This is a genomic window from Chlorogloeopsis fritschii PCC 6912, assembly GCF_000317285.1.
Taxonomy (GTDB): domain Bacteria; phylum Cyanobacteriota; class Cyanobacteriia; order Cyanobacteriales; family Nostocaceae; genus Chlorogloeopsis; species Chlorogloeopsis fritschii.
In genome coordinates, this window is record NZ_AJLN01000037.1 from 53,543 (window position 1) to 70,013 (window position 16,471).

Here is a 16,471-nt window from a genome sequence, read left to right on the forward strand (position 1 = left end):
GTATGAGGAGTGAATTAATTTCTAACGGGATGGCTGGACAATATGAAACAAAGTCCTTATCCATCCCTGATGTCTCTGTGGTGGTGCCTGTGCGTGATGAAGTAGAAAGTTTGCCTCATTTGTTGGAGGCGATCGCTTCTACTTTAAAAAGTAGTCAGTTAAGTTACGAAATTATCTGTGTGGATGATGGTTCCACGGATGGTTCAGATCGGTTTCTCAAGGAACAAGCGCAAATTCGTCATGATTTAAAAGCCGTGATTTTGCGTCGTAATTACGGTCAAACTGCGGCAATGGCGGCTGGTTTTTATTACGCCCACGGCAAAGCAGTTGTAACTTTAGATGCCGATTTGCAAAACGATCCTGCGGATATACCCATGCTGTTGGCAAAGTTAGAGGAAGGCTACGATTTGGTGAGCGGTTGGCGGCAAGCACGCCAAGATGCTGCGGTAACGCGCTTACTTCCTTCTAAAATTGCCAACTGGCTGATTCGGCGCGTCACCAGCGTACATATTCATGACTATGGTTGTTCGCTCAAAGCCTATCGTGCTGAACTGGTAGCTGATATGAACCTCTACGGAGAACTGCACCGCTTCTTGCCAGCGTTGGCGTATATTGAAGGCGCGAGAATTACAGAAATACCCGTGCGCCATCATGCCCGCCGATTTGGGCGCAGTAAGTACGGTTTGTCACGGACGTTCCGAGTCTTGATGGATTTGTTAACCATCGCTTTTATGAAAAAGTTTCTCACCCGCCCGATGCACGTTTTTGGGCTGTGGGGCTTAATTTCCATGATTTGGGGAGGAGCGATCGGCATTTACTTGACTTGGGTAAAATTTGCTTTGCATCAAGATATTGGCGATCGCCCTTTGTTGATTTTGGCAGTACTGCTTTTGGTAACTGGGGTACAGTTATTTTGCTTTGGTTTGCTGGCTGAGTTATTAATGCGTACCTACCATGAATCTCAAGGAAGACCAATTTATCGCGTGCGTGAGGTAGTAACAAAAAAAGAAATGGCAACTGACAGCTAAATTTAACTACTTATTCAGGCAAGGGTCAATTCTGACCCAGCCATGATCTCCGAAAATTTTTCTGGAAAATGTTTTAGCTAAAAAATGGTGGAGTCGATGGCGCTATTCACCGCGCTGCTGGTTCTGAACTCGTTAATGAGTGCCGACGACTGGGTGGCTGTAAAACTGGGCAAGCCAAAATTACTTATGGCTATAACCTGCCAGCAAAATACATCATACATACTGTCGGCCCAGTCTGGAAGGGCGGTACTCAAGGCGAAGCTGAATTGCTCACATCTTGCTATGTTAATAGCTTAAAACTAGCTGTTGAGAGAGATATTAAAGCGATCGCGTTCCCAGCAATTAGCTGTGGCATTTATGGTTACCCAGTGGAACAAGCCTCAAAAATTGCTATTTTGGAGACAATTAATTTTCTTCACGAGCACGATTCAATTACAAAAGTTATTTTCGCTTGTTTTGGCGATGAAGTTTACAACGCCTATTTACAAGCCTTTGCTAGCTTGAATAATGCAGTTTAAGTAAGTTTGCGAGAAAAATTCAATATATATCAATGTTGGATTATAGGTAAAAATTTCATATAATCCTCGCTTACGGTATTCTACGGCATAGCTCTGTATAATAACCACATAGGGACGTAAAAAAGAAATTTTCCGTATATCCCAGGCAGTAAGCCGTTGTAATGCTTGATATATTCGGATTGAGAAAAAGTTTATTAAGTAATTCAAGAAACTTTTTATAGCTACATAGTAAACCAGAAAGCTAAATGTCTCCTGAAGAATTGAAGCAACTCGTCAAGCAGCACGGAAAGGCAGCAAAAGAATTTGAGAAAGAGGCTATTCAGATTGGTGATGCTTACTTTATCCAGAATTTCAAGTTTTCACCGATGATGGAGCAATCCTTGGATGCGCTTCTAGCTCCTAGAAAGAATCTTGATTATGGCATTCCTGATATTCGAGTCTTTGCAAAGCCCAAAGGATATTATCTATTCAGTTCTGATGAAGAAGATACAGAGATTGAAATTACTGATTTGCTAGCTTTTCTGCGTGCGATTTATCCAGATTACTATGTTTACTCCACAATGCCGGACTGGTGGACTGAAGAAGATATGCTAAATGAGGCTGAAGTTATGCAGCCAATGGATTTCGCTATCTGGATGTTAGATCATTTTCGACCTGAAGATTCTGAAGAAGAAGCGTTACTGAATACATGGCTAGGCTCCTTAAAATCAGAGTTGGGGGAAGAGATTATTGCCTACAAGTTTGATGATGATGACGATTCTAATTGCGCGTTTGCTCCATACATCTTTGAAGGGGAGCGTTGTATAATTCTGATCGTCAGGTATTGGAGCCAGCTTTGAACCATTCCATGCTCCCGGATGTCTAACAAACCCAATGCACACCAACCGTATAATTTTGCTTGGTTGGGTACGAGAGGTTGCCTGCGGTGGGTGAACGGGGTCGTTAGCTGGCTCTATCCTGTTTGTGGGACATCCTCAAAGCTTACCTGTTAGTCCCCAAAATCAGGGTGTGTCGATTTCGTTGACAAGCTGTAAAATGCTGTTGCGTAGAGGTTCTGCGACCCAAAATCCAGCCTCATCGATCAACGCATTCAGCAAAGGCTTTACTTCTGCAATCAAGCCTTGACTTTTTGCTTCGATCAAGATCCCCAAAATTCCTGTAGCTACTAGCCGACCTCGGCTTTGATCTCGACTGCCAGGACGATCGCTTCTGCTTCTCCGATATCAAGTTCATTGCTCAGGGCTTCGACAAGTGTGCGATCGCTAACAGCACGAGTTTGAATCCAGTCAAAGGTTTGTACTTCAGTCGCACCTGCAACAGGAAAATTGGGGTCAGTGAGTTCTTGATAAACGGCTTCGGGAATAAGAACCGTTCCGTATAGTTGATGAAGGAGATGGAGATGATTTATTGCAGCAAGGTTGTTGATGGGTGATGTGTCACTGACAATAATCACAATCTGCCCATCTCCCGCAGGTTTTGAATGTCCCGTTCCAAATCTTCCACCCCGTAATGTACTGGGATGTGACGGCTAGCAAGTAGATGCTGAAATGCTACGCGGTGCATTCCTGCAAATCGGCTGGCTTGGGCAAGGGTAAGCTTTTCTCGCTGAAAGAGCATGACAGCGATTTCTTGACGCATTTCAGCCTCAGTCATGCGAGTTGCGGTTAAAATTTCGTCAGGGACAACAACACTCATGGCTAAATTCCTCGCTACCCTTACTATTTTACGCTTGTGAGCCAGCAGATGTCTGTGTTCTGTCGAGCCAGCTAACACTGCGTTGCCGCCGCTGCACATGACCGTTATGCGGCTAGTTGATCGGTGAAGGCGCAAGCAAAAGCTTACTGATGAGAGTTCGGCACCAAGCCAGATGGAGATGGCTTGTTACTTGAACAATAGAGTTATTTGATATATATCTGTGCAACCATTTCTGTACGCGACGAAACTCCTAGCTTACGGAACATTCGCTTCAGAGCCTGCTTGACAGAATTTTCGGTAATCCAAAGTTCATTCCCGATTTCTGCATTGGTTCGCCCCAAAGCAACCAAATTGGCAATTTGTAACTCACGCGGCGTTAATCTGTTGATAGTAAACGATTGATGTTGAGGTTCCAAAGCTGCGCTTTGTGCGAATCGGAGGCTTGCAGTCCAAGCGGATAGGTGCAAACAAATGGCGCTCAGATCGGCTAAATCTTGAGTATCAAAGGCAGGCATTGATTTTTCACGGGTACATCCCACTGAACCTACTACTTGAGCGCGATTAACGATCGGCCCTGCCATCACATGCCAGTGATCCGGACGAGGACAGATTAATTTCCAAGCCTTGGGTGTTGTCACCAGTCCTTCATGCACAGGTGTATGGCGTTCTGCAATGTAACGTGCTATGGGATTATGTTCAAGGGATAGGGCGATGTTAAGAACTTTTTGCAGCGTTTGTTCTGCCGGAAGTCGATCGAAGAAAAATATCCCCGATCGCTTGGCAACAAAATACTCACCAATCTTTGGCGCAAGGTGCGATCGTAAGTCTTCTTCATCCTTTGCTTGATAAATTTCTTCAAATAGAAGCTTCAAAGAGATTGTCATGACGGTGAAAAGAGTACTCGATCGAGGACTAGGCGCGGTGGGTTGTCATTTTTAGTATAGAGATCAATTCATTACAAACCGGATCAGGAGATTTGATTCATGCGTCACTCACAACAGTATGTCGTTGGGTTGGTCTTTTACCCTGGCATGACGGCACTCGATATCATTGGGCCGCAAACCGTATTTAGTGCTCTGCCAGGTATCCAAATCCACCGTATCTGGAAAACGCTAGATCCAATTCAAACTGATGATGGGATGAGAATTATCCCAGATACGACCTTTGATAATTGTCCGCCTCTAGACATCATTTGTATTGGCGGTGGTTTAGCCCAAAGTGCAGTCGTAGACGATCCAGAAATACTGGCATTTTTGCGGCAACAGGGTAGTATGGCAAAATTTGTTACCTCGGTTTGTGGTGGTTCTGAGTTTCTGGCAAGAGCAGGATTGCTTCAAGGATATCGTTCTGCAACTCACTGGATGTTTCGCGAACAACTGGCAGCAGCAGGAGTTCAAGTCAGTACCGAGCGAGTGGTAATCGATCGCGATCGCATGAGTGGTGGTGGTGTTACCGCAGGGATTGATTTTGGTCTAGAGCTCGCCAAAGTACTTTATGGTGAGGAAACTGCCAAGATGATTCAGCTATTAATAGAATACGATCCCGCTCCGCCCTTTGATGTCGGTTCTCCCGAAAAAGCAGGTGCAGATCTAGTTAATAAAGCAATGTTATACGCTGCTGAAGCATTGAATTTAAAAGTCAAGTAGGTAGTTTGAAATGACCGCAAATCCAGAAATAAATCGCGATATTGCTGCTAAAAGCTGGGTCAAAATTGGTTTTTACGCGACTTCAATCCTCTTTAACGTCTGCTTAATTGCTCAAGTATTAACGGTTGGTGTTGCATACTTCACCGATCCTACCTGGTGGAATGTTCATGTGTGGCTCGTGCGAGGGTATAGTGGACTGTTGCTAATATTGCTAGCAGGGTTGTTGATCGCTCCATTCTCGAACTCAATCCGATCGCTTACCGTCAGTCTACCCGTACTGCTTGCTCTCCAATTTTGCAGCATTCGTCTTCAGACTCCTCTTCATTTAGAGGTGCTTCATCCTCTGACTGGATTCACGTTATTCTATGTTTCTTCAAGCCTTGTACATCGTGTATCGCGTGAGTTGTTTAACAAGCCAGACGCTGTAACTGAATCTTAAGAGGAACTTGTAACAATTATTTATAAGTTTTACTAGCAGTAAAAAGTGAAGCATCAAACGTTAATGTTGAACTTTTTGTGGAGCTTTAAAAGTTGAAAACTCGCAAATAGAATTAAACGGACAAAACTTACAGTGATAACCAGGATTAGGCGGGAAAATTTGACTAAATTTATGATTTTGTTGTTGATATTTTTGTAAATCTTCCTGATGCTTTTGGGCAATACTAGCTAACTCAAATTCAACAAAATCCAATTCCCCTCTCGTCACACTGATTAAATCTGATTTTTTGCAAAATTCCAAATTATAAAAAGAAGCAACAGCTTTTTGCCGAGGATAAAGATAACGAGCAGCGACCAAATAAACTAATGCTTGGCGACGGTCAAATGTAGATTTACCTGTTTTGAAATCTAAAATATGTAAAGCACCTGTGGACTCAATAAAAACACAGTCCATCGTCGCATACAAGCGGAAGGAATAATGCTTTTGTTCAACCCAAATTGGTTTGGGAAAACCTTCATCACCACGAGTCAGGAGAATCACCCGCTTTCCTGAAAGTAACGGCTCATCGTGATATTTTGTTAAAATTTGTAACACGCGCTGCTGAACTTCTTCGCAAGAGTGAGCAAGTTTGAGTAACTCTGCTACTTTTTGCACGCCATCTGATTGATTTAACAGATGTCTATTGTGATGAAATTCATAAATACCTTTCTGCGCTAATAAACCGATACGCTGAGGCGCAGTGACTTTTGCTAACAGTGCTTGAACTTGTGGTTCGTGCTGGCGTGCTTTGATAAATCCCCGTCTCATTTGGCAATGCAAATGTTGCTGCCCTGCTGCTGGGGCAACTAATGACCAAAGATGATAACTGGCGAAAGGTCGCTCAGAAATTGACATTGCTTAATAACGGTGAGAAGACAAAGGGGATAAATTAGGATACACCCATTTTGCTGAAAGCTTCATGTAGTATTTAAATAATGGATGAAAAAAGTGGCAAAAATGAACGCCAGTAGCAACTCCAGCAAAATAAAATTTGGTACTGATGGATGGCGAGGAATCATAGCCGATGACTTTACTTTCTCTAATGTACGGAAAGTAACGCGAGCGATCGCAAGTTATATTGAAACAGCCTATACTAAAAATCGACCAGTTCTTGTTGCCTACGATACTCGCTTTTTAGCTGAACAGTTTGCCCTTACAGCAGCTAAAGTCTTAGCAGACTTGGGTTGGACGGTTAAAATTACCGAGCGGGATTGCCCGACGCCAGTAATTGCTTACAATGCCCGTTACTTAAATTCTGCTGGGGCGTTAATGTTTACCGCCAGCCATAACCCAGCACCATACTGTGGGATTAAATATATCCCCGATTATGCCGGGCCTGCCACTCCAGAAATCACTGATACTATTGTGGCAAATATTGAAGGTGCATCGGATGTTCCACCCCCCAATCCCCCAGTTAGCTATATTTCTACCTTCGATCCTAAGCCAGACTATATGCGATTTCTCTACACTTTGCTGGATGTGCAGAAAATTCGTAATGCCAGATTGAAGGTAAAGTATGATGCCCTTCATTCTACTTCTCGCGGTTATCTTGATGAAGTTTTGCAACATTGCGGCTGCGATTTTGAAACTTTTCATGCTTGGCGCGATGTTTTATTCGGTGGAGGAATGCCAGAACCTAAGCAAGAACAACTTAATCAGCTTGTAGAAGCAGTACGCTGCGACAAAGCCGATTTAGGTTTGGCTACCGATGGAGATAGTGATCGCTTCGGTATTGTTGATGAACAAGGGAATTTTCTCACCCCCAATACTGTACTGTTAATTCTAATACGTCACTTAATCAAAAATAAAAATAAAACAGGTGCAATTGTCCGTACAGTTGCTACTACTCACTTACTGGATAACTTAGCAGCTAAGTATGAATTGCAATTATTTGAAACACCAGTAGGTTTTAAATATATCGGCGCAAAAATGCGTGAAACTAATGTGTTGATTGGTGGAGAAGAATCTGGTGGCTTAAGTATTATCGGACATATTCCTGAGAAGGATGGCATTTTAGCTAATATGTTAGTGGCAGAAGCGATCGCTTACGAAGGTAAGCCATTGAGTGCCCTTGTCCAAGAAGCAATTGCCGAAGCTGATGGCCCTATATACAACAAGCGTCTTGATTTACACCTAACTGAAGCCCATAAAACTGCTACCATAAATTTTTATACTAAATATACCCCTGCAGAAGTTGCAGGAATTAAAGTTAAACAAGTGGGGAAAAAAGACGGCGTTAAACTTTATTTAGAAGAAGGTAGCTGGGTGCTTTTGCGCCCTTCCGGAACAGAACCTTTAATGCGCGTCTACATGGAAACTAAATTTCCCGAAAAGTTAACCCCAATCGCCCAAGCGATGGAGTCTGTGATTAATCAACTCCAAGCTGTAACTGTGTAGAGTAATTAGGGGCTAGGGGCTAGGGACTAGGGACTAGTAAGAGGAGGGGGGGGAGGGGGAGAGTGGGAGACAAGGGGAGAATCTTTCTCCGTGTCCCCGTGTCCTCTTCCCAATCCCCAATTCCCACTCCCCTGTCCCCTGTAACCTATCCCCTGTCCCCTTCTTCATATGAAATCCTTTGCAACTCTTGTCACAACGATAGTTATAGCTGTCTGGGTGGTGGCTATTGCCATCCTTTCAGTACAAAATGCCACCCCAGTATCTTTGAGATTTATCACTTTTCAATCAATTCAGCTTCCTGTGGGCTTATTACTAGCTTTTTGTGCTGGAGTAGGCATGATTGGTATGGCGTTAATACAACCTCTGTGGGGTATAGCAGATTCTGGGGAAAGAGGTTCTACCAGAGAAAATGATACCGAATTTTTTGTAGATGAAGATTTTTAATTCTAAAGACATATATCTGAAGATAGAACTATTGTTTTTATATCTCTAGCCAATCACTGAATTGACTATTGATAAAATTCTCTATTAATACTTGCTTGCCGATCGCGACTATTCCTAGTAGAGTTATATGTAATTGAAAATAAATTTCAACAAATTCCAAATTACATTAATGCAATTTTCCTCCTCTGACCGAGCCTAGCCTAAAAATTAAATCTAGTGGAGGGCGTCCTGACGCTCTACTTACAACCGCTGTATATCCAGTCGAGTACAGCGGTTTTACTTTATCTTGCTCATGCCAGATTGAGTAATTTATGGATGATGTGAATTAGAATCCTGTGTTAAAAATGAAAAAAATTATCATTAATTGCTAATATTCCCAAGGAGTTTTCAGATGAAGTTGACTGTCAAGCCAGAAAATATCTTGGAGGCGATCGCACTAAACAGCCGTAAGGAACTGCAACCTTTTCTGTTGGGTATGCTCGGTATGGGAGTTAGCCAAGTTTTGGTAACTGCCATACGCATGAACGTATTTGACGCTCTGCAAGAGCATCCCAAAACGGCTGCTGAGTTGGCAACACAGATGGATTGCGATCCTCACGGAATGCAAGTTTTATTAGAAAGCTTGGATGGTTTTGGTTTTCTCAAGCGACAAGGGCAGCACTATCAACTTACGCAAGATTCTGCTCGTTACTTGACAAAATCGGGTGGGTTAATTTATGACTTTTTGCGGTTGGGTGGTGATATTAATCAGCAATTGGTGTTGTTGGAAAAAGATATTCGCACTGGCGAAGTTCCCAATTTTCACTTCAATCCTCAATCCGCCACCTGTTTTGCAAACTACTACACTATGCTCAAAAGTAGTGGACAGCAAAGCGCCCCAAATATTCTCAAATGGGCAAAGCTCAATCCGCCCCCCAAGCGCTTGTTAGATGTGGCAGGCGGCCCTGCAGAATACAGCATAGCATTTTGTCAGAAGTATCCCGACTTGAAAGCCGATATTCTGGATTTACCCAATGCGATCCAAGCAGGATTACCCCAAATTGAACAGGCAGGATTAGGCGATCGCATCCAATACATTGAAGGTAATTTACTGGAAACTAATTGGGGCAACAATTACGATGTTGTGTTTCTCTCCAACATCCTCCACTGTCTAACAGCCGAGCAGTGCGAAATTACACTCAAAAAAGCATTCCAAGCACTGCGAGCGGGCGGAACTGTATTGATCAACGACTTGTTTCATCCTGGCGAGCAGGGAAAACTCTCCTCACCAATTAGCTTGTTCTCCCTCATCTATTACGTTACCTGTGGTGGACGCATTTGGCCACAACCTACGATTTTGGATTGGCTAACGAAGGCAGGATTTGATCGGATTTACACAGGCAGGAATCGACTGGCTTTGTTTGTATCAGCACAGAAACCTTAACCCAGCAGCAATTGCTGAACCACTGTGATAACTTCAAGCTACTAGGTTAGGAATCAACGCCAAACCAATGTTTTGCTGATTACTACTTTGGTTTGGCGATCGCATCAGCAATAATCTCTATTAAAAAAATATGTATAAGAGGAAGATTTTTAGTTTGGCGATCGCTACTGGCGAGATTTACAGACTTTTACCATTCACAAACTTTCAATCACTCCAGTAGGTTTTTCTAGATAAAAATATCAACAACGTAAAACACTCATATCAGCATACGCTGTTGATATTGTAAACAAGCCATAGCTTATATATTGATGTATTCCCCGCAAGATGAATAAAATGCAGTAGCGATATCAAGAATCTCTGACTGTATATCGCTAAGTAAACTGCAAAATCCAGAAAATTTTGAGTAAAGCTAGGCTAGAGGCTTGCATTACTCAACATAACCATTACTTGCCGAGAATATAGGAAACAACTCAATGATTGTGTAGTGAGGAGCGCTGCTAAAAACCAGTTTTAAACTGATTTGAGGCTGCTATTAGGGACTCTTGGTAGGAGTGGCAGCAGGGGTAGTAGCAGGTGCCTTAGTAGCAGCGTCAGTTGGTTCACCAGGAGCTGGAGTGGTAGTAGTGGTACCCTCTTGAGCATTTTCACAAGCTCCAAGTGCTGAAGCTAAACCTAGCAATAAAGCAAAACCAAGAACTTTTATTTTCATAACTCCTCTTTCACCAAACTTTGGCACAATTTTGAGCTTCGTTGACTACGATACCTCATTTGTTGCTTTTTTTTAATTATTTTATATCAAAAGATTTAAAGGTTAATTTGGATTGTTGAGTGCAGATTCAGTATAGTATCGCAAACAACTTGATTTTAAGAGAGCACAGGTAACTATGACGACTAAAACCGCTAATACTACCAAAAATATTACTTTTAGGCAAACTATTGCTCTTGCTGTTCAGCATTGCCATACTTTAGATGCGATGCCTAAATGCTAAAGTATCCGTTTAAGGTTCAAAATTGCCTCAAATAATACCCAGGGATGCAAACATTATTGTAGCTATCTAGACTGCCAAAAGGGAGTAGGGTGTGATTTGTAGCTAAATTGCACAAAAAGCAATTGCCAGTTGAACCAAATCCAGACAATCAATTATTCAATTACACTGCAAATTTTTAACTAAAAATAAAGTTTATGGCTGTTGCTCGTAAATTAGATGTTTCTACAAAGCGCAGTTGGTTCCGGCGAGGAGGTTCTCTGTCTGGGGGAAGCACCACCAGAGAACAGCGACTCAAATCACTCAGAACTGCGACAGCAAAAGCTCTGCCTACAAAATCTTCTCAAAGGCAAAGACGTTCATTGCAGAATAAATCGGCTCCTGCTACCCAGTTCAAAGATAGTGCAGGTGCAGTTACAACTACCGCTGTTTCCGATTTAAGCAAGCAAGGAACAGCACCTTTATGGTTGCTACGCTTGTATACTTTATATCGTCACTCTTCAGTGATGACATTTTTGCTGGTAGCAGCCATGCTCGTAGTCTATGGTTGGACAGTTTATTCCCAACAAATTTGGAGTCAGACATACCGGAAACTACAAACTTTACAGCGTGAAGAGCGACAGTTGACAACAAATAACGAAGTACTTAAAAATCAAATGGCACAGGAAGCACAAACATCAGCAGCTGGATTGGTAACGCCATCTCCAACTGGGACAGTTTTCTTGCGCCCAGCGCCTGAGAGTTCTAATTCTGAAGTGCCCAATGCAACTTTCAATGCCGAACCGCAACAGCAAAAACTCACACCAGTAGGATATTAAGCGTTGCTGAATCGCGCTATGAATCCGGATGCCCAGACGCGATATATCGCATCTGGGCAAGGGTTTTGGGATTATGCAAAATTATTTCACGCCATTAAATCAGCAACGCCGGATATTAAAGTCATTAGGTTTAAATAAATTGCTAATGGCACAGGATAATCCTTATGCAGAAGTCACCAAGTAGAAAAAACAGGCAAAGACAGCGTCCTAAAGCTAGACAAAAATTTTTTTCGTCATTTTTCTCTAAGTTTATAGCACAAACATCAAATGTTAACTCTCGGCTGTTTATCGTTTGGGCTGTACTAGTTACTGCTGCTTTTGGTTTAGCTGTTAATTTGTACAATTTGCAAATTATACGTGGGCCGAAGCTTACGCAGAGGGCACGAAACCAACAAATGGTAAATTTGCGACTTTTTGTGCCTCGTCGCCCGGTGGTTGATCGAAATCGGGATATGTTGGCGATGGATCGACCTGTATATACAATGTATGTTCATCCCAAGCTATTTGACAAATCTAATCAAGAAATTGCCAAGCTACTTGCTCCGATTATGGGGAAGGATGCTACGGAGTTAGAAACAAAATTTGAAAGCAAAAAAAGTGGTATTTTACTTTCCTCTGCCCTGCCCGAAGAAGTTGCCGATCGCATTTATTCGTTACGTTTGAATGGTATAGAGTTAACTCAAAAATACTCCCGATTTTATCCGCGACAAGATTTGGTAGCAGAAGTAGTAGGCTATGTTAATGTTGACCGTCGCGGTCAGGCAGGTGTGGAATATAGTCAAGAGAAGTTACTGGAACGTTCTTTGAAAACAGTGCGCCTCAGTCGTGCAGGGAATGGGGCGCTGATGTCAGATCATGCTCCAGAGGGTTTTCTGCATTCCGACGATCTGCAACTACAACTAACTATTGACAGTCGCTTGCAACGAGCAGCTCGCAATGCATTACAAGAACAGATGGATAAGTACCGTGCCCAACGGGGAGCAGTGATTGTAATGGATGCGTGGGATGGTTCTTTGCTGTCATTGGTTTCTTTGCCTACCTATAATCCCAACCAATACTCTAAAGCCAATGTTTCGCTGTTCAAAAACTGGACTGTAGCCGATCTCTACGAACCTGGTTCGACTTTTAAACCTTTGAATGTGGCGATCGCTCTAGAAGCAGGAGCGATTAAATCTGAGGATACATTTAATGATCCTGGTTCCATTAAAGTAGCCGATCGCACCATCAGAAATGCCCAAAATAAAAGCTACGGGCAAATCAATATTGCCCAGATTTTGCAACATTCCAGCAATATTGGGATGGTGCAAATGATCCAACGCTTGCAGACTCCTGTTTACTATAGTTGGCTAGAAAAGTTGGGGTTAGGGCAAAGCCTCAATACAGATTTACCGTTTGTTGTCGCCAGTCAACTTAAAAGTCTAGAAAAATTTTCTGCCTCGCCCGTAGAAGCTGCAACGACTTCCTTTGGTCAAGGTTTCTCTTTGACACCTTTGCAATTAGTACAATTACATGGAGCCTTAGCTAACGGTGGTAAACTCGTTACACCTCATGTAGTCAAAGGTTTGATAGATAGTAAGGGGCAAATACATTACACACCTTCTTATCCAACACCACGCCAACTTTTCTCACCTGTCACCAGCCAAAAAGTTGTAGAAATGATGGAAACCGTTGTTGCCAACGGTACTGGTAGAGCTTCACAAATTCCGGGATATCGCATAGGAGGCAAAACTGGCACCGCCCAAAAAGCTGGTAGCTCTGGTGGCTATATTAGTGGTGCAAAAATTACTAGTTTCGTAGCTATCTTGCCTGTAGAAACACCCCGCTATGTAGTACTGGCATTGGTGGATGAGCCGAAAGGCGCAAATGCCTATGGTGGTACTGTCGCTGCACCAATTGTCAAAGCAGTGATGGAAGCATTAATTACTATTGAAAAAATTCCGCCCAGTCAATCAATACAGTAGTCATTTGTCATTTGTTAGTAGGGGAGGCAGCGCGTTGCGGAGCCAGTGCGGTGAAGCAGCCCCCGTCTTGGTGAGTCCACTTGCCGTCTTGGCGGTTCCCGTCACGATGGCAAAGTGGCGAACCCGAAGGGCGGTTTCCGGCGTAGACGCGGAGCGGTGAGCCAGTCCGGTGGACGGGTTCCCCGGCATAAAGGAACTGGCGAACCCGGAGGGCTTCCCGTAAGGGTAGGGGGACTGCTGTACGCCGGAGGCGTTCCCGCAGGGTACCCGGAGGGTGGACGGGTTTCCCGGCATAAAGGAGCCAGTGCGTTGCGGAGCCAGTGCGTTGGGCGGCTCTGCCGACTTGTAGCACCTGGCGTCGGGTTTCCCGCGTTGTAGCACCTGGCGTCACCTGGCGTCGGGTTAAGCGCGTTGTAGCGACTGCCGTGCGGGTTTTGTTGATTAACTTTCGGTTCAAACCGACAATTTATCTTTTAAACCCGCCCATACAGTGGTTAGTAGTTCTCCTTGTCCCCTGTCCCCTGTTCCCTGTCACCTATCCCCCTCTGCTCAGATAGTACATTTTTATTGATTCTCCCCTGCTCCCTTGGGTAGAATCTTTCACCGCAGAGCTTAATTGTTCTTTACAACCCAGGGGAGAGGTACAGAAAACTACTAAATGGAAATCTAGGTATATAAGGTGGAAGTTATCGACACCGATCGCAAAGAACCGAAGATTCCATGCAGAGCAACTTAGTTAAATCACCTCCTGCTTCTGGTACGGAGGAAACTTTACCTATAGGGGTAACAGAAACTACTACTATTTATGACCGTGGAGAGCGACAGTTTGTAGAACTGCTTGCCACAGATAATTTAGATCAAAAACTGGATAGAGAACCCTTACTTGCCAGTGAATTTGAGAGCGCACTTTCTCTGGGAATTCGTGCTGCTTATCACAATGGTTCTGGTGATGATGTGGCTCATCTTTTTCTCCAGCGTATACTGTATCGGATTAATCGCTTAAACCTTTTTTGGTATGACGATTTGCGACACTATACCAACGAGCGATCGCTCTATCTATACAAGGTACGCAATCGAATTGAGGCGGCTTGGCAGGAATGGGAACTAGCAAAAATCGATGTGGCAGCTTTGCAGCAGTTAGATGTCAAGCAAGCGCTGATTGAGCGTACCGCATACGATTTAGATCCACCTTTATCATCAGGAAGCCGCTACATCCGCGAGCAAATGACAGAAATTGGCTATCGTCACTTATTAGCGATCGGCTCGTTTGATGGGTTAGTTGAGGGCAGTCGTCTTTCCCGGATTCTTGGTGGTGCTGCTAATCAAGTGCAGTGTACCCTCGTCAAGGTACTACTGGAAGAGTACGGTAACGGTCGCTTCTCTCGCAAGCATTCTACATTTTTTGCTCAAATGCTAGCTGAGTTTGACATGAACACCGAACCAGAAGGATACTTCGATTTAGTACCTTGGGAAGTTTTAGCTTGCGCCAATCATAACTTTTTGCTGACCGAGTGCAAGCGTCATTTTCTGCGTTATAGCGGTGGTTTAACCTATTTTGAGGTGGCAGGGCCTTCTGCTTACAGAAATTATCTTACAGCTGCTCAACGGCTGGGATTATCAGATGCAGCGATGGGTTATTGGGAACTGCACATTCGAGAAGATGAACGCCACGGGCGCTGGATGTTGGATGATGTGGCTTTGCCTTTAGCAGAATTGTACCCCAATGATGCGTGGGAGCTAGTTCTGGGCTACGACCAAGAAAAGTTAATGGGCGATCGCGCTGCCGAAGCAGTTGTGCAAGCAATACGCCAAGTAGAACAAAGCACTTCACTCGCCTGAGAAAAACAACTTCACTAATTCCAGCTTTCTAATTTATCTAATTTATCTTTATTCCTTTAGTCAAAATTTTCTACTAAAGGAGTAATTTTTGCTTGTGGATAAGACATATGCCCTACCAAAATCTGACTCATTGTAATTACTCACATACACATATGAAAGACGTATTTTTTTGCCCGGAAGAATCTAATTTTTACTCTAATTGTTTGGAAAATTTGGCATTGAGAAACTGTCAGAAATCTGAATGTATTGTTGAATTTGGTTCAGGAGATGGTACTCCGGTTATTAATTCGCTACTTAGAAACAGATTTGATGGCATTATACATGGATTTGAATTAAATACTTCTGCTTGGAAGGTCGCTAATTCAACCATTGATGAATATAATCTAAGTCAAAAATACGTCGTTCATAATTCATGTCTATTTGAATCTTCTAGATTAAAAGCTGACTATCTTGTAGCCAATCCACCCTATCTACCTGCACCAGATAAAGATATTTATATGCCACTTTTATTTGGAGGTATAGATGGAGCTACAGTTACCAATAACCTTTTATCTCTAGGTTACGAAAAGGTTTTACTTTTAATCTCTAGCTTTTCTCATCCACAAAGCACAATCAATCATGCAAGAGCCAACAGGTATAATGTTAGTAATTTCATAGTCTTACCTTTGAAATTTGGCTACTATAGCTCTGAGCCAAAAGTCAAAAAACACATAGAAGAATTACGCAAAAACAACATGGCGTTTTATTCTGGAGATTATTACTACCTAGCTGGTGTTTTATTTACAAAGTCTCAGGAAGAACTACCCACTATTGATTTATCGAAAGAGTTAATGCAATTACTCACAAGTCTGTAAATTTAGCTCTTCAGTTTGTGAGAATAATTCTGACAAGATTTGCAACTATAATTTTTGGGTTCAAAGTCACGACAGTCTATTGCTTCTTCTGTACAAGCATTGATAGGATGTACTGTACATTTTAGGCGGTAGTCATTTGTAAAATACTCACAACCAGAACAGGGAATTTGATGTAATCTCTTCAGATGACCCATTCCTTTTTTAAAGGATAGGACAATCGTCCAAAAGCTAAGAATTGAAATTCCCCAAGCACAGGTTGTAAAAAAGATTTTACTTAGCATAATTTGTCCTCAATTAGGTCTGAAAAAATAGCCTGCAGCTAGCTGCTAGAAACCGCAGGCAGAAAACAAGACCTTTTTAGGTCAAGTTCATATTTAGGGGAAA

19 protein-coding genes are annotated in these 16,471 nt (G+C 42.9%); 13 read left to right on the forward strand and 6 right to left on the reverse strand.

The window, feature by feature from the left end; genetic code table 11:
- Positions 1 to 2: 2 nt before the first annotated feature.
- The 3 genes from UYC_RS0102545 (at position 3) to UYC_RS0102560 (ending at position 2,385) form a co-directional block, all read left to right on the forward strand.
- Complete coding sequence (locus UYC_RS0102545; protein WP_026087332.1) at positions 3 to 1,028, forward strand: glycosyltransferase family 2 protein; 1,026 nt, start codon at positions 3 to 5, stop codon at positions 1,026 to 1,028.
- Between the two features lie 104 nt (positions 1,029 to 1,132).
- Positions 1,133 to 1,546 (forward strand): macro domain-containing protein, encoded by a 414-nt coding sequence (locus UYC_RS37095; protein WP_081588131.1) that lies wholly within the window; start codon positions 1,133 to 1,135, stop codon positions 1,544 to 1,546.
- Positions 1,547 to 1,791: 245 nt separating this feature from the next.
- Entirely contained in the window at positions 1,792 to 2,385 is a 594-nt protein-coding gene (locus UYC_RS0102560) for a hypothetical protein (protein WP_016873073.1), read from the forward strand.
- Positions 2,386 to 2,547: 162 nt separating this feature from the next.
- Here the strand turns inward: UYC_RS0102560 and UYC_RS40135 are convergent, their stop codons facing one another.
- The 4 genes from UYC_RS40135 to UYC_RS0102575 all read right to left on the reverse strand — a co-directional run bounded on the left by UYC_RS40135 (position 2,548) and on the right by UYC_RS0102575 (position 4,125).
- Positions 2,548 to 2,697 carry a DUF3368 domain-containing protein gene (locus tag UYC_RS40135; protein ID WP_321164232.1) on the reverse strand — a complete coding sequence of 50 codons (150 nt, stop codon included), beginning with the start codon at positions 2,695 to 2,697 and terminating at the stop codon, positions 2,548 to 2,550.
- Between the two features lie 14 nt (positions 2,698 to 2,711).
- Positions 2,712 to 2,999 (reverse strand): PIN domain-containing protein, encoded by a 288-nt coding sequence (locus UYC_RS40140; protein WP_321164233.1) that lies wholly within the window; start codon positions 2,997 to 2,999, stop codon positions 2,712 to 2,714.
- A complete protein-coding gene (locus tag UYC_RS0102570) occupies positions 2,996 to 3,241 on the reverse strand; it encodes a UPF0175 family protein (protein ID WP_016879227.1) in 246 nt (81 codons plus the stop codon). The genes UYC_RS40140 and UYC_RS0102570 overlap by 4 nt, the downstream gene beginning before the upstream one ends.
- 203 nt (positions 3,242 to 3,444) lie before the next feature.
- Positions 3,445 to 4,125 carry a LuxR C-terminal-related transcriptional regulator gene (locus UYC_RS0102575; protein WP_016873075.1) on the reverse strand — a complete coding sequence of 227 codons (681 nt, stop codon included), beginning with the start codon at positions 4,123 to 4,125 and terminating at the stop codon, positions 3,445 to 3,447.
- A gap of 99 nt (positions 4,126 to 4,224) precedes the next feature.
- Here UYC_RS0102575 and UYC_RS0102580 point away from each other — a divergent pair, with 99 nt between their 5' ends.
- Positions 4,225 to 4,887 carry a DJ-1/PfpI family protein gene (locus UYC_RS0102580; RefSeq protein WP_016873076.1) on the forward strand — a complete coding sequence of 221 codons (663 nt, stop codon included), beginning with the start codon at positions 4,225 to 4,227 and terminating at the stop codon, positions 4,885 to 4,887.
- Positions 4,888 to 4,897: 10 nt separating this feature from the next.
- Complete coding sequence (locus UYC_RS0102585; protein WP_016873077.1) at positions 4,898 to 5,326, forward strand: DUF6220 domain-containing protein; 429 nt, start codon at positions 4,898 to 4,900, stop codon at positions 5,324 to 5,326.
- A gap of 60 nt (positions 5,327 to 5,386) precedes the next feature.
- Here UYC_RS0102585 and UYC_RS0102590 read toward each other — a convergent pair whose 3' ends face one another.
- Positions 5,387 to 6,220, reverse strand: coding sequence for a PD-(D/E)XK nuclease family protein (locus UYC_RS0102590; protein WP_016873078.1), 834 nt, complete (start codon positions 6,218 to 6,220; stop codon positions 5,387 to 5,389).
- A 102-nt stretch (positions 6,221 to 6,322) separates the two neighbouring features.
- Between UYC_RS0102590 and UYC_RS0102595 the strand changes: the two genes are divergently transcribed.
- The 3 genes from UYC_RS0102595 to UYC_RS0102605 all read left to right on the forward strand — a co-directional run bounded on the left by UYC_RS0102595 (position 6,323) and on the right by UYC_RS0102605 (position 9,629).
- A complete protein-coding gene (locus UYC_RS0102595) occupies positions 6,323 to 7,762 on the forward strand; it encodes a phosphoglucomutase/phosphomannomutase family protein (protein ID WP_026087333.1) in 1,440 nt (479 codons plus the stop codon).
- Positions 7,763 to 7,930: 168 nt separating this feature from the next.
- Complete coding sequence (locus UYC_RS0102600) at positions 7,931 to 8,206, forward strand: LapA family protein (RefSeq protein ID WP_016873080.1); 276 nt, start codon at positions 7,931 to 7,933, stop codon at positions 8,204 to 8,206.
- A gap of 391 nt (positions 8,207 to 8,597) precedes the next feature.
- Positions 8,598 to 9,629 carry a methyltransferase gene (locus UYC_RS0102605; protein ID WP_016873081.1) on the forward strand — a complete coding sequence of 344 codons (1,032 nt, stop codon included), beginning with the start codon at positions 8,598 to 8,600 and terminating at the stop codon, positions 9,627 to 9,629.
- 532 nt (positions 9,630 to 10,161) lie between these two features.
- Here the strand turns inward: UYC_RS0102605 and UYC_RS38745 are convergent.
- Complete coding sequence (locus UYC_RS38745; protein WP_016873082.1) at positions 10,162 to 10,338, reverse strand: hypothetical protein; 177 nt, start codon at positions 10,336 to 10,338, stop codon at positions 10,162 to 10,164.
- Between the two features lie 474 nt (positions 10,339 to 10,812).
- On the opposite strand from UYC_RS38745, the gene UYC_RS0102615 reads away from it, so the two are divergent.
- The 5 genes from UYC_RS0102615 to UYC_RS0102630 all read left to right on the forward strand — a co-directional run bounded on the left by UYC_RS0102615 (position 10,813) and on the right by UYC_RS0102630 (position 16,087).
- Positions 10,813 to 11,433: a hypothetical protein gene (locus tag UYC_RS0102615; RefSeq protein ID WP_016873083.1), complete on the forward strand. Its 621-nt coding sequence runs from the start codon at positions 10,813 to 10,815 to the stop codon at positions 11,431 to 11,433.
- Between the two features lie 164 nt (positions 11,434 to 11,597).
- Positions 11,598 to 13,394, forward strand: a complete 1,797-nt coding sequence (locus tag UYC_RS0102620) for a peptidoglycan D,D-transpeptidase FtsI family protein (protein WP_016873084.1) — start codon at positions 11,598 to 11,600, stop codon at positions 13,392 to 13,394.
- Between the two features lie 320 nt (positions 13,395 to 13,714).
- Complete coding sequence (locus UYC_RS38495; protein WP_162138991.1) at positions 13,715 to 13,951, forward strand: hypothetical protein; 237 nt, start codon at positions 13,715 to 13,717, stop codon at positions 13,949 to 13,951.
- A 163-nt stretch (positions 13,952 to 14,114) separates the two neighbouring features.
- Entirely contained in the window at positions 14,115 to 15,233 is a 1,119-nt protein-coding gene (locus UYC_RS0102625) for an iron-containing redox enzyme family protein (protein WP_016873085.1), read from the forward strand.
- A gap of 152 nt (positions 15,234 to 15,385) precedes the next feature.
- Complete coding sequence (locus tag UYC_RS0102630; RefSeq protein ID WP_016873086.1) at positions 15,386 to 16,087, forward strand: class I SAM-dependent methyltransferase; 702 nt, start codon at positions 15,386 to 15,388, stop codon at positions 16,085 to 16,087.
- The last annotated feature ends 384 nt before the right edge of the window (positions 16,088 to 16,471 follow it).